At 49.6% G+C, this 23,240-nt stretch carries 22 protein-coding genes, 1 tRNA gene and 2 pseudogenes; 23 read left to right on the plus strand and 2 right to left on the minus strand.

What is annotated here, in order from left to right; all coding sequences use genetic code 11:
- Positions 1-114: 114 nt before the first annotated feature.
- From DXA97_RS09170 to DXA97_RS09255, 22 genes and pseudogenes are all read left to right on the plus strand, one after another.
- On the plus strand, positions 115-1,563 hold the full coding sequence (locus tag DXA97_RS09170) for a carboxyl transferase domain-containing protein (RefSeq protein WP_118719690.1): 1,449 nt from the start codon (positions 115-117) through the stop codon (positions 1,561-1,563).
- Positions 1,564-1,580: 17 nt separating this feature from the next.
- Positions 1,581-2,357, plus strand: coding sequence for an OadG family protein (locus DXA97_RS09175; RefSeq protein WP_118719692.1), 777 nt, complete (start codon positions 1,581-1,583; stop codon positions 2,355-2,357).
- A 21-nt stretch (positions 2,358-2,378) separates the two neighbouring features.
- A complete protein-coding gene (locus tag DXA97_RS09180; protein WP_118543007.1) occupies positions 2,379-2,744 on the plus strand; it encodes a biotin/lipoyl-containing protein in 366 nt (121 codons plus the stop codon).
- 39 nt (positions 2,745-2,783) lie between these two features.
- Complete coding sequence (locus DXA97_RS09185) at positions 2,784-3,932, plus strand: sodium ion-translocating decarboxylase subunit beta (protein WP_118543006.1); 1,149 nt, start codon at positions 2,784-2,786, stop codon at positions 3,930-3,932.
- A gap of 67 nt (positions 3,933-3,999) precedes the next feature.
- The gene (locus tag DXA97_RS09190) at positions 4,000-5,412 is read left to right on the plus strand and encodes an oxaloacetate decarboxylase subunit alpha (protein WP_118719694.1); all 1,413 of its coding nucleotides are present in this window, start codon (positions 4,000-4,002) and stop codon (positions 5,410-5,412) included.
- A 245-nt stretch (positions 5,413-5,657) separates the two neighbouring features.
- Positions 5,658-5,798, plus strand: a complete 141-nt coding sequence (locus tag DXA97_RS22105) for a hypothetical protein (protein WP_347561536.1) — start codon at positions 5,658-5,660, stop codon at positions 5,796-5,798.
- Between the two features lie 56 nt (positions 5,799-5,854).
- Positions 5,855-5,911 (plus strand): annotated as a pseudogene (locus tag DXA97_RS22110) (hypothetical protein); the annotation flags it as partial.
- Positions 5,912-5,977: 66 nt separating this feature from the next.
- Positions 5,978-7,045 carry a hypothetical protein gene (locus DXA97_RS22115; protein WP_347561537.1) on the plus strand — a complete coding sequence of 356 codons (1,068 nt, stop codon included), beginning with the start codon at positions 5,978-5,980 and terminating at the stop codon, positions 7,043-7,045.
- Positions 6,966-7,910, plus strand: coding sequence for a cadherin-like beta sandwich domain-containing protein (locus tag DXA97_RS22120; protein WP_118719696.1), 945 nt, complete (start codon positions 6,966-6,968; stop codon positions 7,908-7,910). Before DXA97_RS22115 ends, DXA97_RS22120 begins: the two co-directional genes overlap by 80 nt.
- 85 nt (positions 7,911-7,995) lie before the next feature.
- Positions 7,996-8,505, plus strand: a complete 510-nt coding sequence (locus DXA97_RS09205) for a cohesin domain-containing protein (protein ID WP_118719698.1) — start codon at positions 7,996-7,998, stop codon at positions 8,503-8,505.
- A complete protein-coding gene (locus DXA97_RS09210; RefSeq protein WP_118719700.1) occupies positions 8,481-8,960 on the plus strand; it encodes a cadherin-like beta sandwich domain-containing protein in 480 nt (159 codons plus the stop codon). Before DXA97_RS09205 ends, DXA97_RS09210 begins: the two co-directional genes overlap by 25 nt.
- Positions 8,906-9,622, plus strand: coding sequence for a hypothetical protein (locus tag DXA97_RS09215; protein WP_118719702.1), 717 nt, complete (start codon positions 8,906-8,908; stop codon positions 9,620-9,622). The genes DXA97_RS09210 and DXA97_RS09215 overlap by 55 nt, the downstream gene beginning before the upstream one ends.
- A 194-nt stretch (positions 9,623-9,816) precedes the next feature.
- Positions 9,817-10,200 (plus strand): GntR family transcriptional regulator, encoded by a 384-nt coding sequence (locus tag DXA97_RS09220; protein WP_118719704.1) that lies wholly within the window; start codon positions 9,817-9,819, stop codon positions 10,198-10,200.
- Between the two features lie 55 nt (positions 10,201-10,255).
- Entirely contained in the window at positions 10,256-10,567 is a 312-nt protein-coding gene (locus DXA97_RS22125; protein ID WP_347561538.1) for a hypothetical protein, read from the plus strand.
- Positions 10,568-10,743: 176 nt separating this feature from the next.
- Positions 10,744-10,875 carry a UvrB/UvrC motif-containing protein gene (locus DXA97_RS22130; protein WP_347561539.1) on the plus strand — a complete coding sequence of 44 codons (132 nt, stop codon included), beginning with the start codon at positions 10,744-10,746 and terminating at the stop codon, positions 10,873-10,875.
- Positions 10,872-11,672 (plus strand): ATP--guanido phosphotransferase, encoded by an 801-nt coding sequence (locus DXA97_RS09230; protein ID WP_347561540.1) that lies wholly within the window; start codon positions 10,872-10,874, stop codon positions 11,670-11,672. Before DXA97_RS22130 ends, DXA97_RS09230 begins: the two co-directional genes overlap by 4 nt.
- Positions 11,600-11,905: a hypothetical protein gene (locus DXA97_RS22135; RefSeq protein ID WP_347561541.1), complete on the plus strand. Its 306-nt coding sequence runs from the start codon at positions 11,600-11,602 to the stop codon at positions 11,903-11,905. Before DXA97_RS09230 ends, DXA97_RS22135 begins: the two co-directional genes overlap by 73 nt.
- A 34-nt stretch (positions 11,906-11,939) precedes the next feature.
- On the plus strand, positions 11,940-14,408 hold the full coding sequence (locus DXA97_RS09235) for an ATP-dependent Clp protease ATP-binding subunit (RefSeq protein WP_118719706.1): 2,469 nt from the start codon (positions 11,940-11,942) through the stop codon (positions 14,406-14,408).
- A 223-nt stretch (positions 14,409-14,631) separates the two neighbouring features.
- Positions 14,632-15,045 carry an endosialidase gene (locus tag DXA97_RS09240; protein WP_118719708.1) on the plus strand — a complete coding sequence of 138 codons (414 nt, stop codon included), beginning with the start codon at positions 14,632-14,634 and terminating at the stop codon, positions 15,043-15,045.
- 28 nt (positions 15,046-15,073) lie between these two features.
- Positions 15,074-16,439 (plus strand): annotated as a pseudogene (gene radA, locus DXA97_RS09245) (DNA repair protein RadA).
- 276 nt (positions 16,440-16,715) lie between these two features.
- Positions 16,716-16,785: transfer RNA gene (locus tag DXA97_RS09250), tRNA-Trp, on the plus strand.
- An 85-nt stretch (positions 16,786-16,870) separates the two neighbouring features.
- The gene (locus DXA97_RS09255) at positions 16,871-19,255 is read left to right on the plus strand and encodes an ATP-dependent DNA helicase (RefSeq protein ID WP_118719710.1); all 2,385 of its coding nucleotides are present in this window, start codon (positions 16,871-16,873) and stop codon (positions 19,253-19,255) included.
- Here the strand turns inward: DXA97_RS09255 and DXA97_RS09260 are convergent.
- Complete coding sequence (locus tag DXA97_RS09260) at positions 19,239-20,114, minus strand: LysR family transcriptional regulator (RefSeq protein ID WP_118719712.1); 876 nt, start codon at positions 20,112-20,114, stop codon at positions 19,239-19,241. The genes DXA97_RS09255 and DXA97_RS09260 overlap by 17 nt on opposite strands.
- A 291-nt stretch (positions 20,115-20,405) precedes the next feature.
- Positions 20,406-21,230, minus strand: coding sequence for a YihY/virulence factor BrkB family protein (locus DXA97_RS09265; protein ID WP_118719713.1), 825 nt, complete (start codon positions 21,228-21,230; stop codon positions 20,406-20,408).
- A gap of 258 nt (positions 21,231-21,488) precedes the next feature.
- On the opposite strand from DXA97_RS09265, the gene DXA97_RS09270 reads away from it, so the two are divergent.
- Positions 21,489-23,240 (plus strand): ABC transporter ATP-binding protein, encoded by a 1,752-nt coding sequence (locus tag DXA97_RS09270; protein ID WP_118719715.1) that lies wholly within the window; start codon positions 21,489-21,491, stop codon positions 23,238-23,240.

The following is a 23,240-nucleotide window of genomic DNA, read 5'->3' on the forward strand; positions in this document are numbered from 1 at the left end:
TATTATTATAATCGGCAGAAATTGGATTTACTAAACGATAGTTTGTCTTTCTCTTAACAATACCAAAGAGGAGGAAAAGCGATCGTCAAATATTTCAAAATGGAGGATTGCAAAATGAGTAATCAAACATCAGCAAGTAACAGAATCAATGCATTACTTGATGAGAACAGCTTCGTTGAAGTTGGCGCTTACATCACTGCAAGAAGCACCGATTTTAACATGGCTGCCAAGGAGACTCCGGCAGATGGCGTAATCACCGGTTATGGTACCATCGAAGGAAACCTTGTGTATGTGTACAGCCAGGACGCTTCCGTACTGGGCGGCTCCTTAGGTGAGATGCACGCAAAGAAAATTTCCAACATCTATTCCATGGCAGTAAAGATGGGCGCACCGGTCATCGGCCTGGTAGACTGCGCAGGTCTTCGTCTGCAGGAAGCAACGGACGCATTAAACGGTTTTGGTGAGATGTATTTAAGCCAGACCATGGCATCCGGCGTGGTTCCGCAGATCTCCGCTATCTTTGGTACCTGCGGCGGCGGTATGGCAGTAGCTTCCGCTATGGCTGACTTTATCTTTATGGAAGAGAAAAACGCAAAATTATTTGTAAATTCTCCGAACGCGATCGACGGAAACCGTGTTGAGAAGTGCGATACTTCCAGCGCTGCATTCCAGAGTGAGGAAACCGGACTTGTGGACTTCACCGGAAGCGAAGAGGATATCTTATCCCAGATCCGCTCCCTGGTAACCATCCTTCCGGCCAACAACGAGGATGACATGTCCTACAGCGAGTGCACCGACGATTTAAACCGTGTATGCTCCGATCTTGAAAATTATGCAGGAGCAACCGATCTGGCACTGGCACAGATCTCTGATGACAACTTCTTCTTAGAGGTGAAGAAGAACTATGACAAGTCCATGGTAACTGGCTTTATCCGTCTGAACGGAACCACCGTGGGCTGCGTGGCAAACCGCACTGCTGTTTACGCGGCAGACGGCGTGAAGGAAGACGAGTTCGATGCAGTTCTCTCCGCTAACGGCGCAGAGAAGGCAGCAAAGTTTGTTTCTTTTTGTGACGCATTCAACATTCCGTTGCTGACCCTGGTGAACGTAAAGGGCTACAAGGCATGCAAATGCACTGAGCGCCGCATCGCAAAGAACGCAGGACGTCTGACCTACGCTTTTGCAAACGCAAGCGTTCCGAAGGTAACCGTCGTAGTCGGCGAGGCTTATGGCACCGCATACCTGACCATGAACTCCAAGTCTATCGGTGCAGATGTGGTATATGCATGGCCGAACGCAACCATCGGCATGATGGATGCTTCCGCCGCAGCCAAGATCATGTACGCAGACGAAATCGCAAAGGCAGATGATTCCGTTGCTCTCATCAATGAGAAGGCGGCTGAATACCGTGAGATGCAGTCCAGCGCACTGGCAGCGGCAAAGAGAGGATATGTAGACGATATCATCGAGGCATGTGACACCAGAAAACGTGTGATCGCAGCATTCGAGATGCTGTTTACCAAAAGAGAGGATCGTCCGGACAGAAAACATGGAACGGTTTAGAATGAGGTGACAAATATATGAAACAGTATATGAAACGAGTTTTGTTAGTGTTAAGCATGGTAGTCAGCCTCTTTGCTCTGTCCGCATGCTCCAACAAGAATGCTGCTGAGGCAGAAACTATGGATCCGCAGACAGCTTCCTACATTTCTCAGATCTCGGAAAACCTGCTCCAGACCATTGCCGAGATGGACGAGGCCACAGCAGAGGAGTCTGAGACCGGCCTGATCAAACAGGGTGAGGACGGCCTTGCGAGCGGCCTGACTTCCTGGATCGGTGTTATGAAAGACACCGGCGCATTCGTAAGCATCCTTTCCTCTGACACCGAGCTTGGTGAGGATGACCAGTATGTATGTGTGGTTCAGGCACAGTTTGAGAACCGCAATGTAGAGTTCAAAGCATTCTACACCATGGATCCGCAGAGCCAGAACTTAAACCCGGTCAGCCTGACCTTCAGCCCGGAATACACCGTAGGCGAGAACATGGCAAAAGCAGGCATGAATACTTTACTTGGTATGGGTACTGTATTCCTGGTACTGATCTTCATCAGCATCCTGATCAGCTGCTTCAAGTTCATCAGCGTTTTTGAAAACAAGGTGAAAGCAAAGAACGCAGCTCCGGCACCGGCAGCAGCTCCTGTGGCAGCACCGGCAGCAGAAGAGGAAGAGCTTGTGGATGATCTGGAACTGGTGGCTGTCATCACTGCGGCTATCGCAGCATCAACCAACTCATCAACCGACTCCCTGGTAGTACGCTCCATCAAACGTGCACCGGGCGCAAAATGGAAAAGAGCATAAGCGAATAGGAGGATTCTTATCATGAAAAATTACACAATTACTGTGAATGGCAATGTATACAATGTAACTGTTGAAGAAGGAACCACTGCAGGCGTAGTTCAGGCACCGGTTGCAGCAGCACCGAAGGCAGCTTCTGCAGCACCGAAGGCAGCAGCTCCGGCTGGCGCTCAGGGTTCTGTAGTTGTAACCGCTCCGATGCCGGGTAAGATTCTGGCAGTAAAGGCTAACGCCGGACAGGCTGTAAAGAAAGGCGACGTTATCATGGTTCTCGAGGCTATGAAGATGGAGAACGATATCGTAGCTCCTCAGGATGGAACCGTTGCAAGCATTAATGCAGCAGCAGGCGACGCAGTAGAAGCTGGCGCAACTCTTGCTACATTAAACTAATAGCTTGCCAAAAAGCAAGTTCCACATGGAGGGATTAAAATGGATTATATTGGATCTACTTTGGCCAATCTTCTTCAGCAGACCGCATTCTTCAATCTGACCTTTGGAAACTTTATCATGATCCTGGTGGCATTCGTGTTCCTGTATCTGGCAATCAGAAAAGGATTCGAGCCGCTCTTACTGGTTCCGATTGCGTTTGGTATGCTGTTAGTTAATATCTACCCGGATATTATGGCTAACCCGGAAGATATGTCCAATGGCGTAGGCGGACTTCTTCACTACTTCTTCATTCTGGATGAGTGGAGTATCCTTCCGTCTCTGATTTTCATGGGTGTCGGCGCAATGACCGATTTCGGCCCGCTGATCGCAAACCCGAAGAGCTTCCTGCTTGGCGCAGCAGCTCAGTTTGGTATCTACAGTGCATATTTCCTTGCAATTTTCATGGGCTTCAATGATAAGGCAGCAGCAGCTATCTCCATCATTGGTGGAGCAGACGGCCCGACTTCCATCTTCCTTGCAGGTAAGCTTGGACAGTCTGAGTTCATGGGACCGATCGCAGTAGCAGCTTACTCCTACATGGCGCTGGTTCCGATCATCCAGCCGCCGATCATGAAGGCTCTGACCACAGAAGAAGAGCGTAAGATCAAGATGGATCAGCTTCGTCCGGTTTCCAAGCTGGAGAAGATCCTGTTCCCGGTTATCGTAACCGTAGTAGTCTGCCTGATTCTGCCGACTACCGCACCGCTTGTTGGTATGTTAATGCTTGGTAACCTGTTCCGTGAGTCTGGCGTTGTAAAACAGCTGTCCGAGACCGCAAGCAATGCCCTGATGTACATCGTAGTTATCCTGCTTGGTACTTCCGTAGGCGCATCCACCAGTGCAGAGGCTTTCTTAAAGGTAACCACCTTAAAGATCGTTGCCCTGGGTCTGGTAGCATTTGCAGTAGGTACCGCAGCCGGCGTTATCTTCGGTAAGATCATGTGCAAGCTTACAGGCGGTAAGGTAAACCCGTTAATTGGTTCCGCAGGTGTATCTGCAGTGCCGATGGCAGCCCGTGTATCCCAGAAGGTTGGTTCTGAGGCAGACCCGACGAACTTCCTGCTGATGCATGCAATGGGCCCGAACGTAGCAGGTGTTATCGGTACTGCAGTTGCAGCCGGTACATTCATGGCAATTTTCGGCGTTTAAAATTCAATCATTTCTTGCTGCAGCAATATAAAGTTGCCGCAACATATAAATTTGGAGGTAAAGAATCATGGCTGAGATTCAGAAAAAACCGGTTAAGATCGTTGAGACTGTCCTGCGTGACGCTCATCAGTCCCTGATCGCAACCAGAATGAGCACCGAGCAGATGCTTCCGATCATCGATAAAATGGATAAGATTGGCTATTATGCAGTAGAGTGCTGGGGCGGCGCTACCTTCGATGCTTCCCTTCGTTTCCTGAAAGAGGATCCGTGGGAGAGACTGAGAAAGTTAAGAGCCGGATTTAAAAACACAAAATTACAGATGCTGTTCCGTGGCCAGAACATTCTGGGTTACAACCACTATGCAGATGACGTAGTAGAGTACTTTGTGCAGAAATCCGTTGCAAACGGTATCGATATCATCCGTATTTTCGACTGCTTAAACGACCTGCGCAACCTGCAGACCGCTGTAAAGGCAGCAAACAAAGAGAAGGCACACGCTCAGATCGCACTGTGCTACACCCTGGGTGATGCTTACACCCTGGATTACTGGAAAGACATCGCAAAGAGAATCGAAGATATGGGTGCAGATTCCATTTGTATCAAGGATATGGCTGGTCTGTTAACCCCGTATGCAGCACAGGAGCTGGTTGGCGCATTAAAAGAGTCTACCGAGCTGCCGATCGACCTGCATACCCACTACACCTCCGGTGTAGCTTCCATGACTTACTTAAAGGCTGTAGAGGCAGGCTGCGACATCATCGATACCGCAATGTCTCCGCTGGCACTTGGTACCAGCCAGCCGGCAACCGAGGTTATGGTAGAGACCTTCAAGGGAACTCCGTACGATACCGGCTTATCCCAGGACAAGCTTGCTGAGATCACTGATTACTTTGCACCGATCCGTGAAGAAGCTCTGAAGACTGGTCTGTTAAACCCGAAGGTACTGGGCGTTAACATCAAGACCCTTCGTTATCAGGTTCCGGGCGGTATGCTGTCCAACCTGGTTAGTCAGTTAAAAGAGGCTGGTAAGGAAGATAAATACCAGGAGGTTCTGGAGGAGATCCCGCGCGTTCGTAAGGACTTCGGTGAGCCGCCGCTTGTTACCCCGTCTTCCCAGATCGTTGGTACCCAGGCTGTTATGAACGTTATCTCCGGCGAGCGCTACAAACTGGTTCCGAAGGAGTCCAAGAAGATCATGCTCGGCGAGTTTGGCCAGACTGTAAAGCCGTTCAACGCAGAAGTGCAGAAGAAGATCATCGGCGACGAGACCCCGATCACTTGCAGACCTGCAGATCTGATTCCTCCGCAGCTGCCGCAGTTCGAGAAAGAGTGTGCTCAGTGGAAGCAGCAGGATGAGGATGTCCTTTCCTATGCTCTGTTCCCGAAGGTAGCAGAAGAGTTCTTCAAGTACAGAGAGGCTCAGCAGACCAAGGTTGATGCTACCGTAGCAGATACCGAGAGCAAAGCATACCCGGTTTAATATAATATTTATTTACTGGACATGGATACATGAACAGTAATGATTGATTTCAGACAGGCCCGGAAACTGCGAAAACGGTTTTTGGGTCTGTCTTTGTCTTTAATTCTTACAATTTTTTGCGATTCTTTGAAGTTTCTGTGCTTTCCGTTGACTAGGGCGGATTTGTCATTATAATGTAACGTAGCGTAAATTTGCCGGATGTGGTCACCAGCTCCGGCAAAAAGTGATACTAAGGAGATCATACCATGAAAAATAATGCCTTGAAAAAAGGTCTGGCTGCTGTGCTGGGACTTGCACTTTGTGTGCAGACTCCTTCGGCAGGTAGTCTGTTACAGCTTTCTGCTTACGCACAGGAACGGTCGGCTACGATCAATGCGTCCAGCTAAATGTCCGAAGCGGGGCAGGAACCTCCTATTCCTCGGTAGGAAAGCTTGGCCGCGGGACTGCTGTTACAGTAATAGGAGAAAAGTCGGCTTCTGACGGGAAGACCTGGTATCAGATCCGTTTTACGAGCGGCGGCAGCACGCAGACGGGTTATGTTCTGAGTACCTATGTAAAATTCCCCGTGTCGTACAGCCATGATTCCAGCTTTGAATCCCAGCTTTCTGCACAGGGGTTCCCGGAGTCTTATAAAACAGGCCTGCGGCAGATCCATGCCCAGTATCCAAACTGGACCTTTACTGCAGTAAAAACCGGCCTTGACTGGAATAACGTCATTCAGAACGAAGGAGTTCTGGGACGAAATCTGGTGCATACCAACAGTATTTCTTCCTATAAATCACTGGCAGATGGAGCCTATAACTGGGATTCCGGCACCTGGACCGGGTTTGACGGAAGCACCTGGGTGGCTGCCTCTACGGAAATCATCAGTTATTATATGGACCCTAGAAACTTTTTGGATGAGGTGAATGTATTCCAGTTTCTGGACCAGAGCTACAATTCCTCTCTTCACACGAAAGAGGGACTTCAATCGATGCTGAAGGGAACCTTTATGGAGGGAAGTATCCGTTCCGGGGCATCTGCGTCGGTCAGTACATCTTCTGGCTCCTCCTCAGGAAGCAGTTCTTCTTCGGGATCTTCTGGTGTTATTACGGCTGGTCCGGGAGTTTCCGGTGGATCTTCCTCAGGAAGTACATCCGCAACTCCGGGTGCAGGAAGCTCGGGCAGTTCATCATCGGCTTCGGGCGGTGCTAATTCGGGCATCACGTTTTCAAGTCCGGGAGGCTCATCCGGGCAGTCATCAGGCACCACCAGCCAGACCCCGTCATCAGGCGGCAGCCATCAGGTGCGTCTGGAGGGACCGAGTGCATCGATCAGCAAAAAACAGGCAGGACTATTGGCATCCAGTGTTGTGATCGGAGCAGGTCCGGGATCGGCAACCTCAGGCAATAGCACAAGCAGCGGCTCTGCCAGTCCGTCAGGCAGCTCTGGGGGAGGTTCCCAGACTCCTGGCACTTCTGCCAGCACAGGAAATGCTTCGTCTGGTGTCAATTATGCAGATGCCATTATGAGTGCGGCACAGAGCTCCGGCGTAAGCTTATGTGATCGCTGCCATGATTCTGCAGGAGCAGGGACGAAACGGAACCGGCAATTCCATTTCCGGAAATTACGCTGGTTATACCGGCTATTATAACTATTTCAATGTCGGTGCATATGCCTCCGACGGAATGGGAGCAGTCCAGAGAGGTCTCTGGTATGCATCCCAGAGTGGAAGCTATGGAAGGCCATGGACAACGCCGGAATCCTCTATTGCCGGCGGAGCCCAGTTCTACGGGACGAATTATGTGAAGGCCGGCCAGGATACGCTTTACTTGAAGAAGTATAACGTACAGGGAAGCAATATGTATAAGCACCAGTACATGACAAATGTAGACGGTGCGTCTTCGGAAGGTTCTATCTTTGCAGAGGGCTTTACAAGCCAGCAGAAAAATACAGCATTAAACTTTAAGATTCCGGTATACAACAATATGCCGGAGACTCCGTGTACACAGCCGACCTTAAGCGGCAGCCCGAATAACAAGCTGAAGGGCCTTGGTGTAGATGGCTTTACATTAACACCGACCTTTAACCGCGATACCTATTCCTACGATCTGATCGTGGACCATTCCGTATCCAATGTGACAGTCAGTGCTTCTGCAATCGATTCCAAGGCATCGATCCGTGGAAACGGAAATGTATCACTGGCCAGCGGAATCAATGATATTTCTGTGGTCGTAAGAGCAGAAAACGGAACGGAGCGGACTTATACGATCCATGTGGTACGTCAGGCTGGCGGCCCGACCTACAATGGTGGAATCGGAGGCGGTACTTCTAATGGTTCTTCATCCAGTGTTACTGTGGGAGGTCCTGGAAGCAGTTCAGCGGGAATTTCATCCGGAAGCTCTTCCTCAGGAGTGATCACAGCGGGGCCGAATGGTGGTTCTGTCACATCTACCCCGAACACAGGCTCCTCATCGGGAGGAAGCAATGTGACGTTCTCGAGCCCTGGTGGAAACTAATATCAGATTTTCTGAAATTACTGGCTGTGAAGGTACAAAACAGTTACGAAACAATTATGAAAGAAACAGGAGATAACAAATTATTATGAACAGAAAATGGAAACAGATCTGGATCCGTTTTGCCATGGTGCTGATGCTTGCTGTGGCAATCCCATTCCAGAGCTTTGCAGGGAACGCACGGATTGCGTTCTCTGACCCTACCGCAGAGGTGGGAAGTGAATTTACCGTCAATGTAAAATTTACCTGTACGACAGGCGAAAAAATCGGTAAGACAGTTGTGATGCTTTCTTACGATACCAGTGCCATGGAATTTGTGAGCGGCGAACCGGATGTCAGCGGTGGAAATGGTGCAATCCGTGTGATCGGCAGTGCAAGCGGTACCAGTGAGTCTGCATCCACCCTGCATTTTAAGGCGCTGAAGGCAGGAAGCAGCAAGATCCAGGTGACCGATTATGAAGGCTACGATGCAGATGAGCAGCTTCTTGACATTACCCAGCTTGGAAGCTCTTCTGTCACCATCCAGGCAGGAAGCACTACAGCGGCAGCTCCTCGGATGCTTTCCTTGCTTCCATGCAGATTTCCCCTGGCACCTTAAGTCCAGCTTTTAGTGCAGATGTTGACAGTTATACTGCTTCAGTAAGTCTTGATACAGAAAAGCTTACGGTAAGTGCGGTTCCTGCAAGTGACAAGGCAACCGTTGCTTTAAGCGGCACAGACCTTCAGGATGGTGAAAATACCGTAACCTGTACGGTAACAGCGGAAGATGGCTCTACCGTGCGTACCTATACGATCTTAGTAAACCGTGTGGAAGGCGGCGAGAGCCTTGGGGAAACCAGTGAGTCTGAGCCTGCTGCAGAGAACGTAGAGGTTTTAGCAGAGCTTGAGGCATCCAGAACCCCGCTTAAGATCGGCATCGCAGCCCTGCCGGCAGATGCAGCTGTTCCGTACGGAATGAAGGAAACCTCCATTACCATCGGAGAAACCAAGGTTCAGGGATGGTACCGGATACCCAGGGAAGCCAGCCGGAATACTGCATTTTCTATGGCGTAGGCGAAAACGGAACCGTAGGCTATTACCGTTATGACCTGACGGATAAGACCATCCAGCGCTATTTCGAGCAGAGCAGCGAGGGCAATACCCAGACACTGGAGCTGCAGGATGTAACCAACCGCTACAATGCCCTGGTAGACGATTACAACATTGCAAGAATCGCACTGATCGCAGTGGCTGTAGTAGCTGTGATCCTCCTGGTGCTTCTGATCATTAGTCGGAAAGGAAATGCCCGCAGGGAGGACGCTGCTTACGCCGGACTGGATGAAAAGCCGGTGAAGGCAGATAAGAAATCCAGACGGGAAGCCCGTAAAGGCGGAAACAAGCTTAGCAAAGAGGAACGTTACATGATGGGCGAAGAGGATGAGTATGACGAGGATTATGAGTCCGAAGAAGATTCCAGAGAGTTTCAGGACGGGTTGGAGGTAACTGGTCCGGAGGACGATGAGCTGGAGCCTGTCGATGCAGAAGAATTTTTGCCGGACCCGGCAGATGACGCAGATGCACAGCTCGACCAGGTAAAAAAGCAGCTGGCAGCAAGCGTGTCAGGAGAGCCTGGCCAGCCAGAGGAGAACAGAAAAACAGAAGCTGCACCAGAAAACAAATCTGATGCTGATGATGATTTTGAAGTGTTCGACCTGGACGATGATGATCTTTCCTGATCATTCCGAATCCTGAAAAAGGAACATTAGCTTATTGTTCCTATAGATCATAAGCAAGTCAGTGGAGGTGTTACAGAAGCGCCTCCACTGATATACAGAAAGAGGGAAAAAGCGGTGTATTGACTTCGCCGCTTTTTTTGATATAATGTTGTTATATGATTTCTATAACAGAGAATGCGAAAGATGGTGAAAACATGATCATTAAGATTGATTTTGAGAGTGATGAGGCAATCTATATCCAGCTGCGGAACCAGATCATCATGGGCATTGCCACGGACCGGATCCATGAAGGAGACTCCCTGCCATCGGTCCGCCAGCTTGCGGAAAATATCGGGATCAATATGCATACAGTAAATAAGGCGTATACAGTGCTTAAGCAGGAGGGCTATATCAAGCTGGACCGCCGGCGCGGGGCTGTGATCGCTCTTGATATTGACAAAATCCAGTCAATCGAACGTTTGCGGGAAGAGCTTTCTGTTCTCCTTGCAAGAAGCGTCTGTAAGAATATATCCAGAGAGGAAGTGCATGATCTGGTGGACGAGATCTATGATTATTATACAGGCGGCAGAGGTGTATAGACCACAAACAGACAAGTAAGAGTCTGAATCTGGAAGCGAATATGGAGGAAATGCCATGTTATGTGAGCGTTGTAAAATAAGAGAAGCAAATATCCAGTATACGGAAATTGCCAATGGAGTCCGCACGGAACATAATTACTGTTCCCAGTGTGCAAAGGAAATGGATTTTGGCCCGTATTCTGCGATCTTTGAGGGAGAATTCCCACTTGGAAAGCTGTTGTCCGGCCTTTTAGGTGTTCCGGGAGAGCTGAGGAGGAAGAAAAAACCAGCCAGATCGTATGTCCTACCTGCGGGACCAGCTATGAAGAGTTTGTTAAGGACAGCCGTTTTGGATGTGCGGATTGCTACAGCGTCTTTGATCTTCTGATCCATGATAAGATCAAACAGCTGCAGGGCAATACCTGTCATACTGGAAAACACCCGAAGTTCCAGAAGATAAAGGCAGATCCGTTCCATCTTGCAACGACAGAATCTCCAGAGACAGCTGTAGAACCGGACACAGAAAATAAGGCAAACAATCCGGGTGAACTGACAGGAAATAGCGTGGCGGAGCGCCAGAAGCAGATCCGCCAGCTGGAGGCAAGACTGCACGAGGCTGTCCGCAATGAGGAATATGAAGCGGCGGCCCGGTACCGTGACCAGATCCGGGAATTAAAGGAGGCACAGGCACAATGAAATGGTTTGAAGAAGTAAATCTTGCCAGACCGGCTGTCATTTGCAGCCGTGTGCGTCTGGTGCGGAATCTTGAGGACTATGCCTTCCCTTCCCGTCTGACAGAAAAACAGGCCGGTGAAATGATCACACAGCTGGAAACAGGTCTTAGAGAGCTGGGAGCTTTAGATGGCCGTCATTACGAACAGGCGAGACTTAGGGAGCTTAGCGAACTGGACCGCAGGGCGCTGCGTGAGCGCAGGGTATTCAATTCGACGATTGCCTCGAAAAAGGAACCTGCCGGAGTCATGGTATCAGATGACGAAAAGGTGGGAATCGTTCTGAATGGAACCGACCATATCCGGATCCAGTTATTTGCTTCCGGCCTTCATCTGGATGATTTGTGGAATCAGGCAAGCCAAATCGATGATTATATAAATGAGCGTTTTTCTTACGCCTTTGATGAAAAATACGGGTATCTGACTTCATTTCCGACCAGTGTGGGGACGGGCCTTAGGGCTTCCGTAGTGCTGCATCTCCCGTTGTTATCCCAAAGCAAGCGCTTTAACGGTATGGTAACGGAAATGACGCGGTTTGGTGCGTCTGTAAAAGGCATGTACGGAGAAGGAGAGGAAAACTGCGGCGCACTTTTTGAGGTCAGCAACCAGAAAACTCTGGGCATGACTGAAAAAGAAATCCTGGATATGGTCTCGAAGGTGGCGCTTCAGCTGACAGCCAGGAGGAACAGATGCGCAAGCTTGCGCTCGATAAAAACCGTTCCTCCAGGGAGGATGACGCTTACCGCGCCTATGGCATTTTAAAATATGCCAGAAAGCTGGCCATGAAGGAGGCAATGACACTTTTGTCACGCCTGATGGCCGGCTGTGCAGATGGCCTTTTGCGCATGGAGGAGCCGTGCGCGGTATACCGGCTGATGCTTGGTATTCAGCCGGCAAATCTTCAGAAGCTTTCCAGCCGCCCGTTGGGACGGGAAGAGCTGGAGATAGCTAGGGCATCTTACTTAAGGGCAGAGCTTCCGGCATTACTTTCTTAAGATCTAAAATGTGACAATAAAGGAGGACCTGAATTTGATAGATAGAAATCACTTTACAGAACAGGCCTGGAATGCCATTGCGCTGTCTACCCAGGCAGCGGAGGAGTTGGGCCATAATTATGTAGGGACCGAGCATCTTCTGGTTGGTCTTTTAATGGAAGAGGAAGGTGTGGCAGCAAAGGTTCTGGACGCAAATGGTGTAAAGGCAGATAAGGTAAAGGAGCTGATCAGGCAGCTGATCTTTCCAAACCAGAATGTTGCCACGATCGGGGAAACCGTGTATACACCTGGTGCAGTACGGGTGTTAAACCAGAGCTACCGGGAGGCAGTCCGCTTCAAAGCGCCGCTGATCGGCACCGAGCATCTTCTGATCGCCATGATCCGGGAGAGTGACTGCGCTGCAGTCCGCCTGCTTAATACCATGGATGTTAGCCTGCAAAAGCTATATATAGACCTGTGCAGTGCCATGGGAGAAGATGGGGCAGAGGCGAAGGAGGAGCTGCAGTCCTCAAGAAGCGGAAGAGACAGCAGCGCTTCCACGCCAACGTTAAACAGCTTCAGCCGCGATCTGACAAAGCTTGCAAGAGAAGGCAAGCTGGACCCGGTGATCGGCAGGGAACACGAGATCCAGCGGGTTGTCCAGATATTGAGCCGCCGGACCAAGAATAACCCGTGCCTGATCGGAGAACCGGGCGTAGGAAAAACTGCAGTGGTCGAGGGGCTGGCCCAGATGATTGCTGGTGGCAGTGTCCCGGAAACGATCGCGGACAAGCGTGTCATGACGCTGGATCTTTCCGGCATGGTGGCTGGATCCAAGTACCGTGGTGAATTTGAAGAGCGTATTAAAAAGGTGATCTCCGAGGTAACGGAGGATGGAAATGTACTTTTGTTCCTGGATGAGATCCACACGATCATTGGTGCGGGCGGGGCAGAAGGAGCGATTGACGCTTCCAACATCTTAAAACCGTCCCTGGCACGTGGCGAGATCCAGCTGATCGGTGCTACAACACGGGAAGAATACCGCAAATATATTGAGAAAGATGCAGCTCTGGAGCGCCGTTTCCAGCCGGTCGTAGTAGAGGAGCCGACGGAGGAGCAGTCCATTGCGATTTTAAAGGGATTAAGACCTAAATATGAAGAACATCACAAGGTGACGATCACAGATGATGCCTTAGCGGCAGCAGTACGCCTTTCTGCCCGTTACATCAACGACCGTTTTCTGCCGGATAAAGCCATTGACCTGATCGATGAGGCAGCCTCAAAGATCCGCCTGACTGCCTACGAGGAGCCTGCACAGATCAAGAGTCTGACAGAAGAGATTGAAAAGCTGGAGAACCAGAAGGAGCAGGCGATTAAGACAGAGGCATATGAGAAGGCCGGTGAGATCAAAAAACGCCAGCAGAAAAAACGGGAAAAGATCGAAAAGATCCGCGAAAAATGGCAGAAGGAAAAGACATCCAGAAAGCTGGTGGTCGGAGAGGGAGAGATCGCCGATGTGGTCTCCGGATGGACAAAGATCCCGGTACGAAAGCTGGCTGAGGAGGAATCGGAACGGCTTCGGAAGCTGGAATCCATCCTGCATGAGAGAGTGGTTGGCCAGGAGAAAGCAGTTACTGCGGTTGCCAAAGCGATCCGCCGCGGAAGAGTCGGCTTAAAGGACCCGAAGCGTCCAATCGGCTCCTTCTTATTCTTAGGACCTACCGGTGTTGGAAAAACAGAGCTTTGCAAGGCGCTGGCTGAGGCGATGTTTGGTACGGAAAATGCCCTGATCCGGGTTGATATGTCGGAGTATATGGAGAAGCACAGCGTCTCCAAGATGATCGGATCCCCGCCAGGATATGTCGGATATGAGGAGGGCGGCCAGCTCAGTGAGAAGGTACGCAGAAATCCTTATTCTGTGATCCTGTTCGACGAGATCGAAAAAGCCCATCCGGACGTGTTCAACATTTTGCTGCAGGTTCTGGACGATGGCCATATTACGGATGCACAGGGAAGAAAGATCGACTTTAAAAATACGGTGCTGATCATGACCTCCAACGCAGGTGCGGAGAACATCATTGCTCCGAAGCGTCTGGGCTTTGCTTCCCATGATGATGCAAAGGAACGCTACCGTTTTATGAAGGAACGCGTTATGGAAGAGGTAAAGCGGATGTTCAAGCCGGAGTTTTTAAACCGTATCGACGAGATCATCGTGTTCCACCAGCTGTCCCAGGATCATATGAAGGAAATCGTGGATATCATGTTAAAGGATATATGCAGACGGACCCTGACCCAGATGAACTTAAAGCTTACGGTAGACGATGCTGCAAAGGCATATCTGGTGGAAAAGGGCTATGATGAAAAATACGGTGCACGCCCGCTGCGCCGTGCGATTCAGAATCTTCTTGAGGACGGCCTTGTAGAGGCCGTGCTGGATGGCCAGGTAAAAGCCGGTGAAGCTGTAACTGTTACAAAAGGGGAAGACGGATTGAAATTTTTGCCGTCAGAAGTGATAAAAAACTAGATTAATTTTCCCCATTGTTGTATAATCCTATGAGAAGCGGCATAGCCAGAAGTGCCGTGTATTGCCTGGCCTGCATAGCAGGCCAGGCAGCTGCAATGTGTACATCAGGAGCAAGGGCAGATGGCTGCCAAAGCTGCCACGTGCCGGCGCGGGAATGTTCCAAGCCACATTCCTTCTTACAGCAGCAAAAAATGCAAAATGAAAATACCAGGAGGGCAAACACATGCCAGTAATCGAATCTTTAATCCGCTCTGAGGCAGATGGGACCATCAGCTTCGGCAACTACAAATTAGACAGCAAGAGCAAGCTTGACAATTTCGAGCATGCGGGAGATTTATATAAGATCAAAACCTTTTACGAGATCACAAAATTAGAGCGCAACGGTTCTTTCGTTTATGAGTCTGTACCGGGAACCGCAGTAGAGCATTTCTCTGCAAAGCATGATGGCGTAGAGTTTACCGTATCTGGAGACAAGGACGCACAGATCACGATCCAGCTGGAGGATGATGCAGAATACGAGGTATATGTAGATGGCGTTGCAGTTGGCGGCATGAAGACCAACATGAGCGGCAAGCTGGTTGTCAGTGTAGAATTAAATGAAGGTGTTACCTGTCAGGTAAAGGTTGTAAAACGCTAAGACCTGGCGGCGAAAGGAAATTACATGTATGGCAAAAGCAAAGACAACCGTGTTTTTCTGTAAAGAATGCGGTTTCGAATCCAGCAAGTGGCTGGGACAGTGTCCTGCCTGCAAGGAGTGGAATACCCTTGTGGAGGAGCCGGTGGCAAAAAAGACACCGGCAGGCCGTGCGGGGAGTGCTGCCCACCACAGCATAGCAAAGCCGGTGAAGCTGGAGGAAGTGTCCATAGAAGAACAGGACCGGATATCTACCGGGTATCCGGAACTGGACCGTGTACTGGGGAACGGCATTGTAGCCGGCTCCCTGGTTTTAGTTGGAGGCGATCCCGGCATCGGAAAATCGACCTGCTTCTTCAAATGTGCCGGAATCTGGCGCGGGACGGTCACAGGGTACTCTATATTTCCGGAGAGGAATCCTTAAAACAGATCAAAATGCGTGCAAGCCGCATCGGCACCATAAGCGGGGAGCTGCTATTCCTTTGCGAAACCAATCTGGATACCATTGAGGAGGCAATCCGGGAGACAAAGCCGGAAACCGTTATCATCGACTCCATCCAGACTATGTTTCGGGAGGATGTGGCATCGGCGCCGGGCAGTGTCAGCCAGGTGCGTGAATCCACGAATGTCCTGATGCAGATTGCAAAGGGTATGGGGATTTCCGTGTTTATCGTGGGCCATGTGACAAAAGAAGGTGTAGTAGCCGGTCCCCGTGTGCTGGAGCATATGGTGGATACGGTATTGTATTTTGAGGGAGAACGCAATGCATCGTACCGTATTTTGCGCGGTGTGAAAAACCGTTTTGGTTCTACCAACGAGATCGGGGTTTTTGAAATGCAGGAGAATGGTCTGGAAGAGGTTGAGAACCTTCGGAGTATCTGCTCAGCGGAAGACCCGAGGAGGCATCAGGTGCTGTGGTTGCCTGTTCGATCGAAGGAACCCGGCCGATCCTTTTAGAGGTCCAGGCGCTTGTGACCCAGACAAACTTCGGAATGCCGAGGCGGACAGCTGCAGGAACGGACTTTAACCGTGTCAACCTGCTGATGGCAGTTCTGGAAAAACGCTGCCGCTATGAAATGTCACGTTACGATGCATATGTGAATATTGCAGGCGGAATGCGGATGAACGAGCCGGCTCTGGACCTGGCTATTATCCTGGCTTTGGTTTCCAGCATGAAAGACAAGCCAGTGAATCCCAAATGCATCATATTCGGTGAGGTAGGACTGGCGGGCGAGGTGCGTGCGGTATCCCAGGCAGAGCAGCGTGTGCACGAAGCCATCAAGCTGGGCTTTGAAGCCTGCATTCTTCCACAGGTATCTCTGGATAAAATGAAAAAGACCGACAAGATCGCTCTGTACGGAGTCAGCAACGTACGGGAGGCGATCCGGCTGATCTGATGAATTTTTGCCTGCCAGTCCATGGCTTCTTACGGCCAGCATAGTGGATGCGCAAGGCCTGCTGAATCGTTATGATTTATCATCATATGCCGGAGAGCAGAGCGCCAGGAATGTAAGTTTCTGGCGTCCTGTTTTTCGCATAAAATCAGGGTTTCGTACCAAAAATATATTTTTTTCAAAAAACTTTAAAAATTTGTTGACAGATGAATAGATCCGTGTTATTATAAATGAGCGTTGAGGGAAACGAAAAAACAAAGAACTCAACGGAAACAACATAGGGGATTAGTTCAATGGTAGAGCACCGGTCTCCAAAACCGTCGATGGGGGTTCGAGCCCTCATCCCCTGCTAAATAAGAGCGATAAAGTCTTAGGGCTTTATCGCTTTTTTCGTTGCATAGAAAGGTTTCAAGAAAGCAATAGGAGGGTCTGGTATGAGCACTGACTGGAAAACGATACGCATATCCGTGCGCAATCTTGTAGAATTTGTCATGCGCAGTGGTGATATCGACAACCGCCGTACTTCCTCAGCAGAAAAGGATGCCATGCAGGCCGGAAGCCGCATGCACCGGAAGATCCAGAAGCGGCAGGGTGCCAGCTACCACGCAGAGGTTGCAATGAAACATATCATGGAGCAGGAGGACTACCGGATTTTGGTGGAGGGCCGCGCCGATGGCGTGATCGAAGAGGCTTCTGGTGTGACCATCGACGAGATCAAATGTGTTTACATGGATCTTCATTTGCTGGAGGAAGCGGCCCAGGTCCATCTGGCCCAGGCTTTTTGCTATGCGCACATGTATTGCTGCGACCATGAGAGCCTGAATTCGGTCACAGTCCAGATCACCTACTGCAATCTGGAAACAGAGGAGATCCGCCGCTTCCGGCAGGACAAGAGCAGGGAAGAACTTACAGAGTGGTTTGAAGGATTGATCCATGAATACGTGAAATGGGCAGAATATTTATACCGTCATACCGTGCGCCGGAACGAATCCCTGCGGGATCTGGAATTTCCGTATGAATACCGGCCTGGACAGAAAGAGCTGGCAGTGTCGGTGTACCGTGCACTGGCAAGAAAACGCAACCTGTTCATTCAGGCACCGACTGGAATCGGAAAAACGCTGTCCGTGGTATATCCGGCATTAAAATCCATGGGAAGTGGGAACGGGGAAAAGCTGTTTTACCTGACAGCCAAGACGATCACCCGCAGCGTGGCAGAAAATTGTTTTTCCCTGCTCCGGGGACAGGGCATGTGTTTTACAACGGTCACGATTACGGCGAAAGAAAAACTCTGTCCATTGGAAAAGGCAGAGTGCAATCCGGATGCATGTCCTTATGCAAAAGGACATTTTGACCGGGTGAATGATGCGGTTTATGATATCATTCATGAGCAACAGGGGATCACACGGGATATCATTCTGGAATACGCAAAAAACTACCGGGTCTGCCCATTTGAATTCTGTCTGGATATCAGCAGCTGGGCGGACGGGATCATCTGTGATTATAACTATGTATTTGACCCGAATGCGAAGCTAAAGCGGTATTTTGCAGATGGAAACCAGGGAGATTATCTGTTTCTGGTCGATGAGGCCCATAACCTGGTAAACCGCGCCAGGGGGATGTATAGTGCTTGTCTGGTAAAGGAAGATATTTTACAGGTGAAGCGGATCATAAAGGGGAAAGCTCCACGTCTGGAGCGTGCACTGGAACGCTGTAACCGTAATCTTCTGGAGTGGAAACGGGAGTCGGCCGGGTATCGGATTTTACCAGAGGCGAATCTATTGGTATCGAATCTTCTGACTGTAATGGGGGAATTTGAGCCGTTTCTGGATGAACACCGAGAGTTTTCGGAACGTGAGATTGTTCTGCAGTTTTATTTTGGCCTGCGCCATTTCCTGAATATGTATGACGGTCTGGATGACCATTACCGGATCTATACGGAGCTGGGGACAGATGGAAAATTTTGCCTGTATCTGTTTTGCATCGATCCGTCACGCTGCCTGAATGCGTGTCTTAAGCAGGGAGTTGCCGGCATTTTCTTTTCTGCAACCATGATCCCTGTGATGTATTACAAAAGGCTGCTCAGCGGAAATACAGAGGATTTTGCAATCTATGCCAATTCTCCTTTTGACAGCAGAAAACGCCAGATCCTAATCGCGAAAGATGTCAGCAGCCGCTATACGAGAAGAAACCGTGCGGAATTTGGCAAGGTGGCGGATTATATCACGAAACTGGCGCACAGCCATACCGGAAATTATATGGTGTTCTTTCCTTCCTATAATTATATGGAAGCGGTAAAGCGGATCTTAGACGAACACTACGATGGAACATTCCGGTGGCAGATGCAGACGAACCACATGACGGAAGAAGAACGGGAAGGGTTTCTGGAACAGTTCGAGGGGAAAAAGCAAGAATCGTTTGTAGGGCTTTGTGTACTGGGCGGTATCTTTTCAGAAGGGATTGACTTAAAGGCAGAACGCCTGGAAGGAACGATCATCGTAGGGACCGGCCTTCCTATGGTGTGCAGTGAACAGGAAATCCTGATGCAGTATTTTGATGACCATGGGAAGAACGGATACGATTACGCCTACCAGTATCCTGGGATGAACAAGGTACTGCAGGCCGCAGGCCGCGTGATCCGGACAGCAGAGGACCGGGGCGTGATCCTGCTTCTGGATGACCGGTTTTTGCGCAGAGAGATTCAGGAGCTGTTTCCGCGGGAATGGACAGAATATGGTCTTGTGACCCGGGAAACGGTAGATGGATGGCTGCGGAATTTCTGGGAGAAGGTCAAAAAAGGAGATGCTACAGCATCTCCATAAACTGTTTTGCGGCCTGGGAAATCGGAAGGCTTTCATTGCTTGCAACAACAAGCTGGCGGGCAGGAAGATCTTCCTCGGTCTGGACGCGGAAAAGATTGTGTTCATTTTCCGGAATACAGTAATCCGGGACAAAGGCAACGCCGAGACCGATACGTGCCAGATCGATCAGCAGATCGTTGCTGGAAAGCTCGATCTCCGGTACCAGATCCAGCTGGTGGCGCTGGAACATGCTGTGAAGGAATTCACTGGTTGTGCTCTTGCGGTCCAGCATGAGGATCGGGAATTGCTTTAAGTCCTTCAGACTGACGGTTTTCCCTTTTAATTCCTTATATTCGTCATTTGCAACGAAGACATCTTTAAATTCCCGGATGATCCGTACGTTTTGTGTGTTGGAAAGACCAGAGTTCGGGTAGTTGGTAATGGCGAAGTCAACCTGTCCGGATTCCAGAAGCTTTGCGCAGGCGATGGACGTCTGGTTGGTAACTTTAATATGCACGTTTGGATAGCGGCGGTGAAATTCCTTTAAGTATGGAACCAGATAATAGCGGCAGATGGTGTCACTGGCGCCGATACGCAGCTGGCCGCCATTTAAGGTGTTGGCCTCCAGAAGCTGGTTTTCGCCCTGGCGGATCAGGTTCATGGCTGGTTCGATATGCTTTAAGAGGATTTCGCCCTCTGGTGTCAGCTGTACCCGTTTGGTGCTGCGGATGAAAAGCGGCTGGTTCAGCTTTTTTTCCAGCACCTTAATGGACTGGCTGACTGCAGACTGGGAAATAAACAGCTGCTTGGAGGCTTCTGAGAAGCTTAAGGTATTTGCTACATGATAAAACACTTTATAAAGTTCATAATTGATATCCAATATTAGCCCTCCTTATAAAACCACCGTTATTTTATCACGTAGCTGATGGGTTGTAAAGAGGAAAATGGACAGAGAAAAGTGTATAAAAATAGAGATGGGGGATTTTTTTACTATGAAACAGGATCTGACCGATCCCGGCAATCGGAGTGGAGGGAATCTGGGCGTCCATTCCGATCGGCTGGCTGATCGCAGACATCACCGGGGTGATCCCGATGTGGAGATTTTATAAGATGTCACGGAATTGTCCGTGACATATCCACCGGCATTGGAACCGGGGGAGACTTCCAAAGGTTAGATATGATAGTGTGATTTTTCCAGAAATCCGTTTAATTCTGCTCCGACGAACAGGATACAGATACAGATATAAAGCCACAGCATCAGAAGGACAACGGCTGTCAGGCTACCATACATATAGGAAAAATTGCTGAAGTGCGTAAAATAAATGGAAAAAGCATAGGAAAAAATTAACCATCCGACCGCGGTGAAAACAGCTCCCGGGAGCTGCTGCCGCGGTTTTTGCTTTTTCGCCGGAACAATGGTGTAAAGCCCGACGAAGGTAAAAAGGAATACAGCCAAAGCAAACAGGATACGCAGGCTGATCACCAGGCGGGCTGCCGGCGCCAGGATCGGAAGATAACGAAACAGGAGCCGTTCAATATTTTTTCCGAAAATCAGAAGGACCAGGGACATCACGCACACCAGCATAAAAATGAGCGTGTAAATGGAACAAAACAGCCGCTGGAGCACATAGTTGCGGCGCTTGAAATCCCCGTAGATCCGGTTTAGCCCGCGCTCAATGCCAAGCATTCCCTTAGAAGCAGACCAGAGGGCAGTCAGGGCAGTTACAGACAAGATTGTACCGGGAGATTTGATATACAGATCATCGACAATGCTCACAATCAGGGAATGCAGCATCTGCGGCATGATCCGGACCATGACGGAAAGCAGATCGGATTTGCCGACATTCGGCAGACACTGGATCAGGGTTAAAAGCAGCATGATAAAAGGGAAAAAGGCGGTTACAATAAAAAAGGATGCCTGTGACGCGTACACGGTAATCTCATCCTTTACGCACCGGTCCCATATATGCTTACAGCGAAAAATCAAAGAAATCATAGCAGGAGTTATCCTTTCGTTTTGTCTGGAATAACAGACTTTTGGGATTTTGCTTTTGGTATCATCATAGTATCATGCATACAAAAATATGGCAAGGAGAGCTTCTTGTTATTGTGCGTGGGCAGGATTTTTTTGTTGCTGTTTGCGCAGCGGGTAAACAGCAATCGCTTCTTGTCTGGACTAAAAAAAGGTGGTATAATAACGGAATCCTGTTTTGCGGGATGCAAAACGAAAACCTAAGATAACAGGAGGGGTCCCATGAAGAGGTTGTTGCGTTACCTAGACAACTACAAAAAAGAGTCGGTGCTGGCCCCGCTCTTTAAAATGTTAGAAGCCAGTTTTGAACTGTTTGTGCCGCTAGTTGTGGCACAGATTGTTGATGTGGGAATTAAAAACCAGGATACGGGGTATATCCTGAAAATGGGAGGTCTGCTGCTTCTTTTAGCCGTCATTGGCCTGACCTGTTCCATTACCGCTCAGTTTTTTGCAGCGAAGGCAGCTGTCGGATTTGCAACAGGCCTGAGAAACGATCTGTTTGCCCACATTGGAAGCTTATCCTACAGTGAGCAGGATACGATCGGAACCTCTGCGCTGATCACCCGTATGACCAGCGACATCAACCAGGTCCAGTCAGGCGTAAACTTAACGCTTCGTCTCCTTTTGCGTTCCCCATTCATCGTGTTTGGTGCCATGATCATGGCCTTTACGGTAAATGCGAAGGCAGCTATGGTTTTTGTTGTGGCAATTCCGGTTCTTTCTATTATTGTATTCGGCATTATGGCAATCAGTATGCCGCTTTATAAAAAAGTACAAAAGCAGCTGGATCATGTAACCCAGGCAACCCGTGAAAACTTAACAGGTGCGAGAGTCATCCGTGCATTCAACCGCCAGGAGGATGAGATCAAAAGCTTTGACGAGTCCAACAGCCTGCTGGTAAAATTCCAGGTTTTTGTCGGAAAGATTTCCGCGCTGATGAATCCGCTGACTTATGTGGTCGTTAACCTTGCAATCATTGCAGTAGTCTGGATCTCCGGTAAGCAGGTAGATGCAGGCATCATCACCCAGGGTGAGACTGTAGCGCTTGTAAACTACATGTCCCAGATTCTGGTTGAGCTGATCAAGATGGCAAACCTGATCGTTTCTATCTCCAAGGCCCTGGCCTGCGCAAACCGTATCAGCACGGTTCTGGATGAGAAGAGCAGCATTGTAAGTCCGGCAGAAGGTATGGAGAAAAAGCCAGAGCTGTCTGAAGATTTGGCGCAGGCACCGGCAAAGGTTTGCTTTGACCATGTGAACTTTGCTTACAAAGGCGCAAAGGCGGATTCCCTGACTGATATCAGCTTGACTGTGAAAAAAGGCCAGACGATCGGTATCATCGGTGGTACCGGTTCCGGAAAATCTTCTCTGGTTAACCTGATTCCGCGTTTTTACGACGTACGGGAAGGCGCAGTCCTGGTAGATGGCGTGAACGTCAAGGATTACCAGCTGGAGACCTTACGTGAAAAGATCGGCGTCGTTCCTCAGAAAGCGATCCTGTTTAAGGGGACGCTGCGTGAAAATATGAAATGGGGCAAGAAAGATGCTACGGACGAGGAAATCTACCATGCACTGGATATCGCCCAGGCCCGCGAGTTTGTAGACAGCAAGGAAAAAGGACTGGATCTTTATATTGACCAGGCCGGAAAGAACTTATCCGGTGGTCAGAAGCAGCGTCTGACCATTGCCCGCGCTTTGGTGCGTGATCCGGAAATTTTAATTATGGATGACAGCGCTTCAGCCCTGGATTTTGCAACCGACGCAAAGCTTCGTATGGCGATCCAGAAGGACACAAAGGACATGACAGTATTTATCGTCTCCCAGCGTGCGACTACGATCCGCCATGCGGACCAGATCGTTGTTCTGGACGATGGAGCAGCAGTGGGAATCGGTACGCACGAAGAACTGTTTGAAAGCTGTGAGGTATACCGTGAGATCTGTCTGTCCCAGCTTTCCAAAGAGGAGGTGCAGTAA

Source organism: Clostridium sp. OF09-36, from assembly GCF_003481985.1.
Lineage (GTDB): Bacteria > Bacillota > Clostridia > Lachnospirales > Lachnospiraceae > Brotaphodocola.

Excerpts from the sequence above, each read along its gene's own strand:
- DXA97_RS09170 (WP_118719690.1), top strand. The coding sequence starts at position 115 with ATGAGTAATCAAACATCAGCAAGTAACAGAATCAATGCATTACTTGAT.
- DXA97_RS09175 (WP_118719692.1), top strand. The coding sequence starts at position 1,581 with ATGAAACAGTATATGAAACGAGTTTTGTTAGTGTTAAGCATGGTAGTC.
- DXA97_RS09180 (WP_118543007.1), top strand. The coding sequence starts at position 2,379 with ATGAAAAATTACACAATTACTGTGAATGGCAATGTATACAATGTAACT.
- DXA97_RS09185 (WP_118543006.1), top strand. The coding sequence starts at position 2,784 with ATGGATTATATTGGATCTACTTTGGCCAATCTTCTTCAGCAGACCGCA.
- DXA97_RS09190 (WP_118719694.1), top strand. The coding sequence starts at position 4,000 with ATGGCTGAGATTCAGAAAAAACCGGTTAAGATCGTTGAGACTGTCCTG.
- DXA97_RS22105 (WP_347561536.1), top strand. The coding sequence starts at position 5,658 with ATGAAAAATAATGCCTTGAAAAAAGGTCTGGCTGCTGTGCTGGGACTT.
- DXA97_RS22120 (WP_118719696.1), top strand. The coding sequence starts at position 6,966 with ATGATTCTGCAGGAGCAGGGACGAAACGGAACCGGCAATTCCATTTCC.
- DXA97_RS09205 (WP_118719698.1), top strand. The coding sequence starts at position 7,996 with ATGAACAGAAAATGGAAACAGATCTGGATCCGTTTTGCCATGGTGCTG.
- DXA97_RS09210 (WP_118719700.1), top strand. The coding sequence starts at position 8,481 with ATGCAGATTTCCCCTGGCACCTTAAGTCCAGCTTTTAGTGCAGATGTT.
- DXA97_RS09215 (WP_118719702.1), top strand. The coding sequence starts at position 8,906 with ATGGTACCGGATACCCAGGGAAGCCAGCCGGAATACTGCATTTTCTAT.
- DXA97_RS09220 (WP_118719704.1), top strand. The coding sequence starts at position 9,817 with ATGATCATTAAGATTGATTTTGAGAGTGATGAGGCAATCTATATCCAG.
- DXA97_RS22125 (WP_347561538.1), top strand. The coding sequence starts at position 10,256 with ATGTTATGTGAGCGTTGTAAAATAAGAGAAGCAAATATCCAGTATACG.
- DXA97_RS09230 (WP_347561540.1), top strand. The coding sequence starts at position 10,872 with ATGAAATGGTTTGAAGAAGTAAATCTTGCCAGACCGGCTGTCATTTGC.
- DXA97_RS22135 (WP_347561541.1), top strand. The coding sequence starts at position 11,600 with ATGCGCAAGCTTGCGCTCGATAAAAACCGTTCCTCCAGGGAGGATGAC.
- DXA97_RS09240 (WP_118719708.1), top strand. The coding sequence starts at position 14,632 with ATGCCAGTAATCGAATCTTTAATCCGCTCTGAGGCAGATGGGACCATC.
- DXA97_RS09255 (WP_118719710.1), top strand. The coding sequence starts at position 16,871 with ATGAGCACTGACTGGAAAACGATACGCATATCCGTGCGCAATCTTGTA.
- DXA97_RS09265 (WP_118719713.1), bottom strand. The coding sequence starts at position 21,230 with ATGATTTCTTTGATTTTTCGCTGTAAGCATATATGGGACCGGTGCGTA.
- DXA97_RS09270 (WP_118719715.1), top strand. The coding sequence starts at position 21,489 with ATGAAGAGGTTGTTGCGTTACCTAGACAACTACAAAAAAGAGTCGGTG.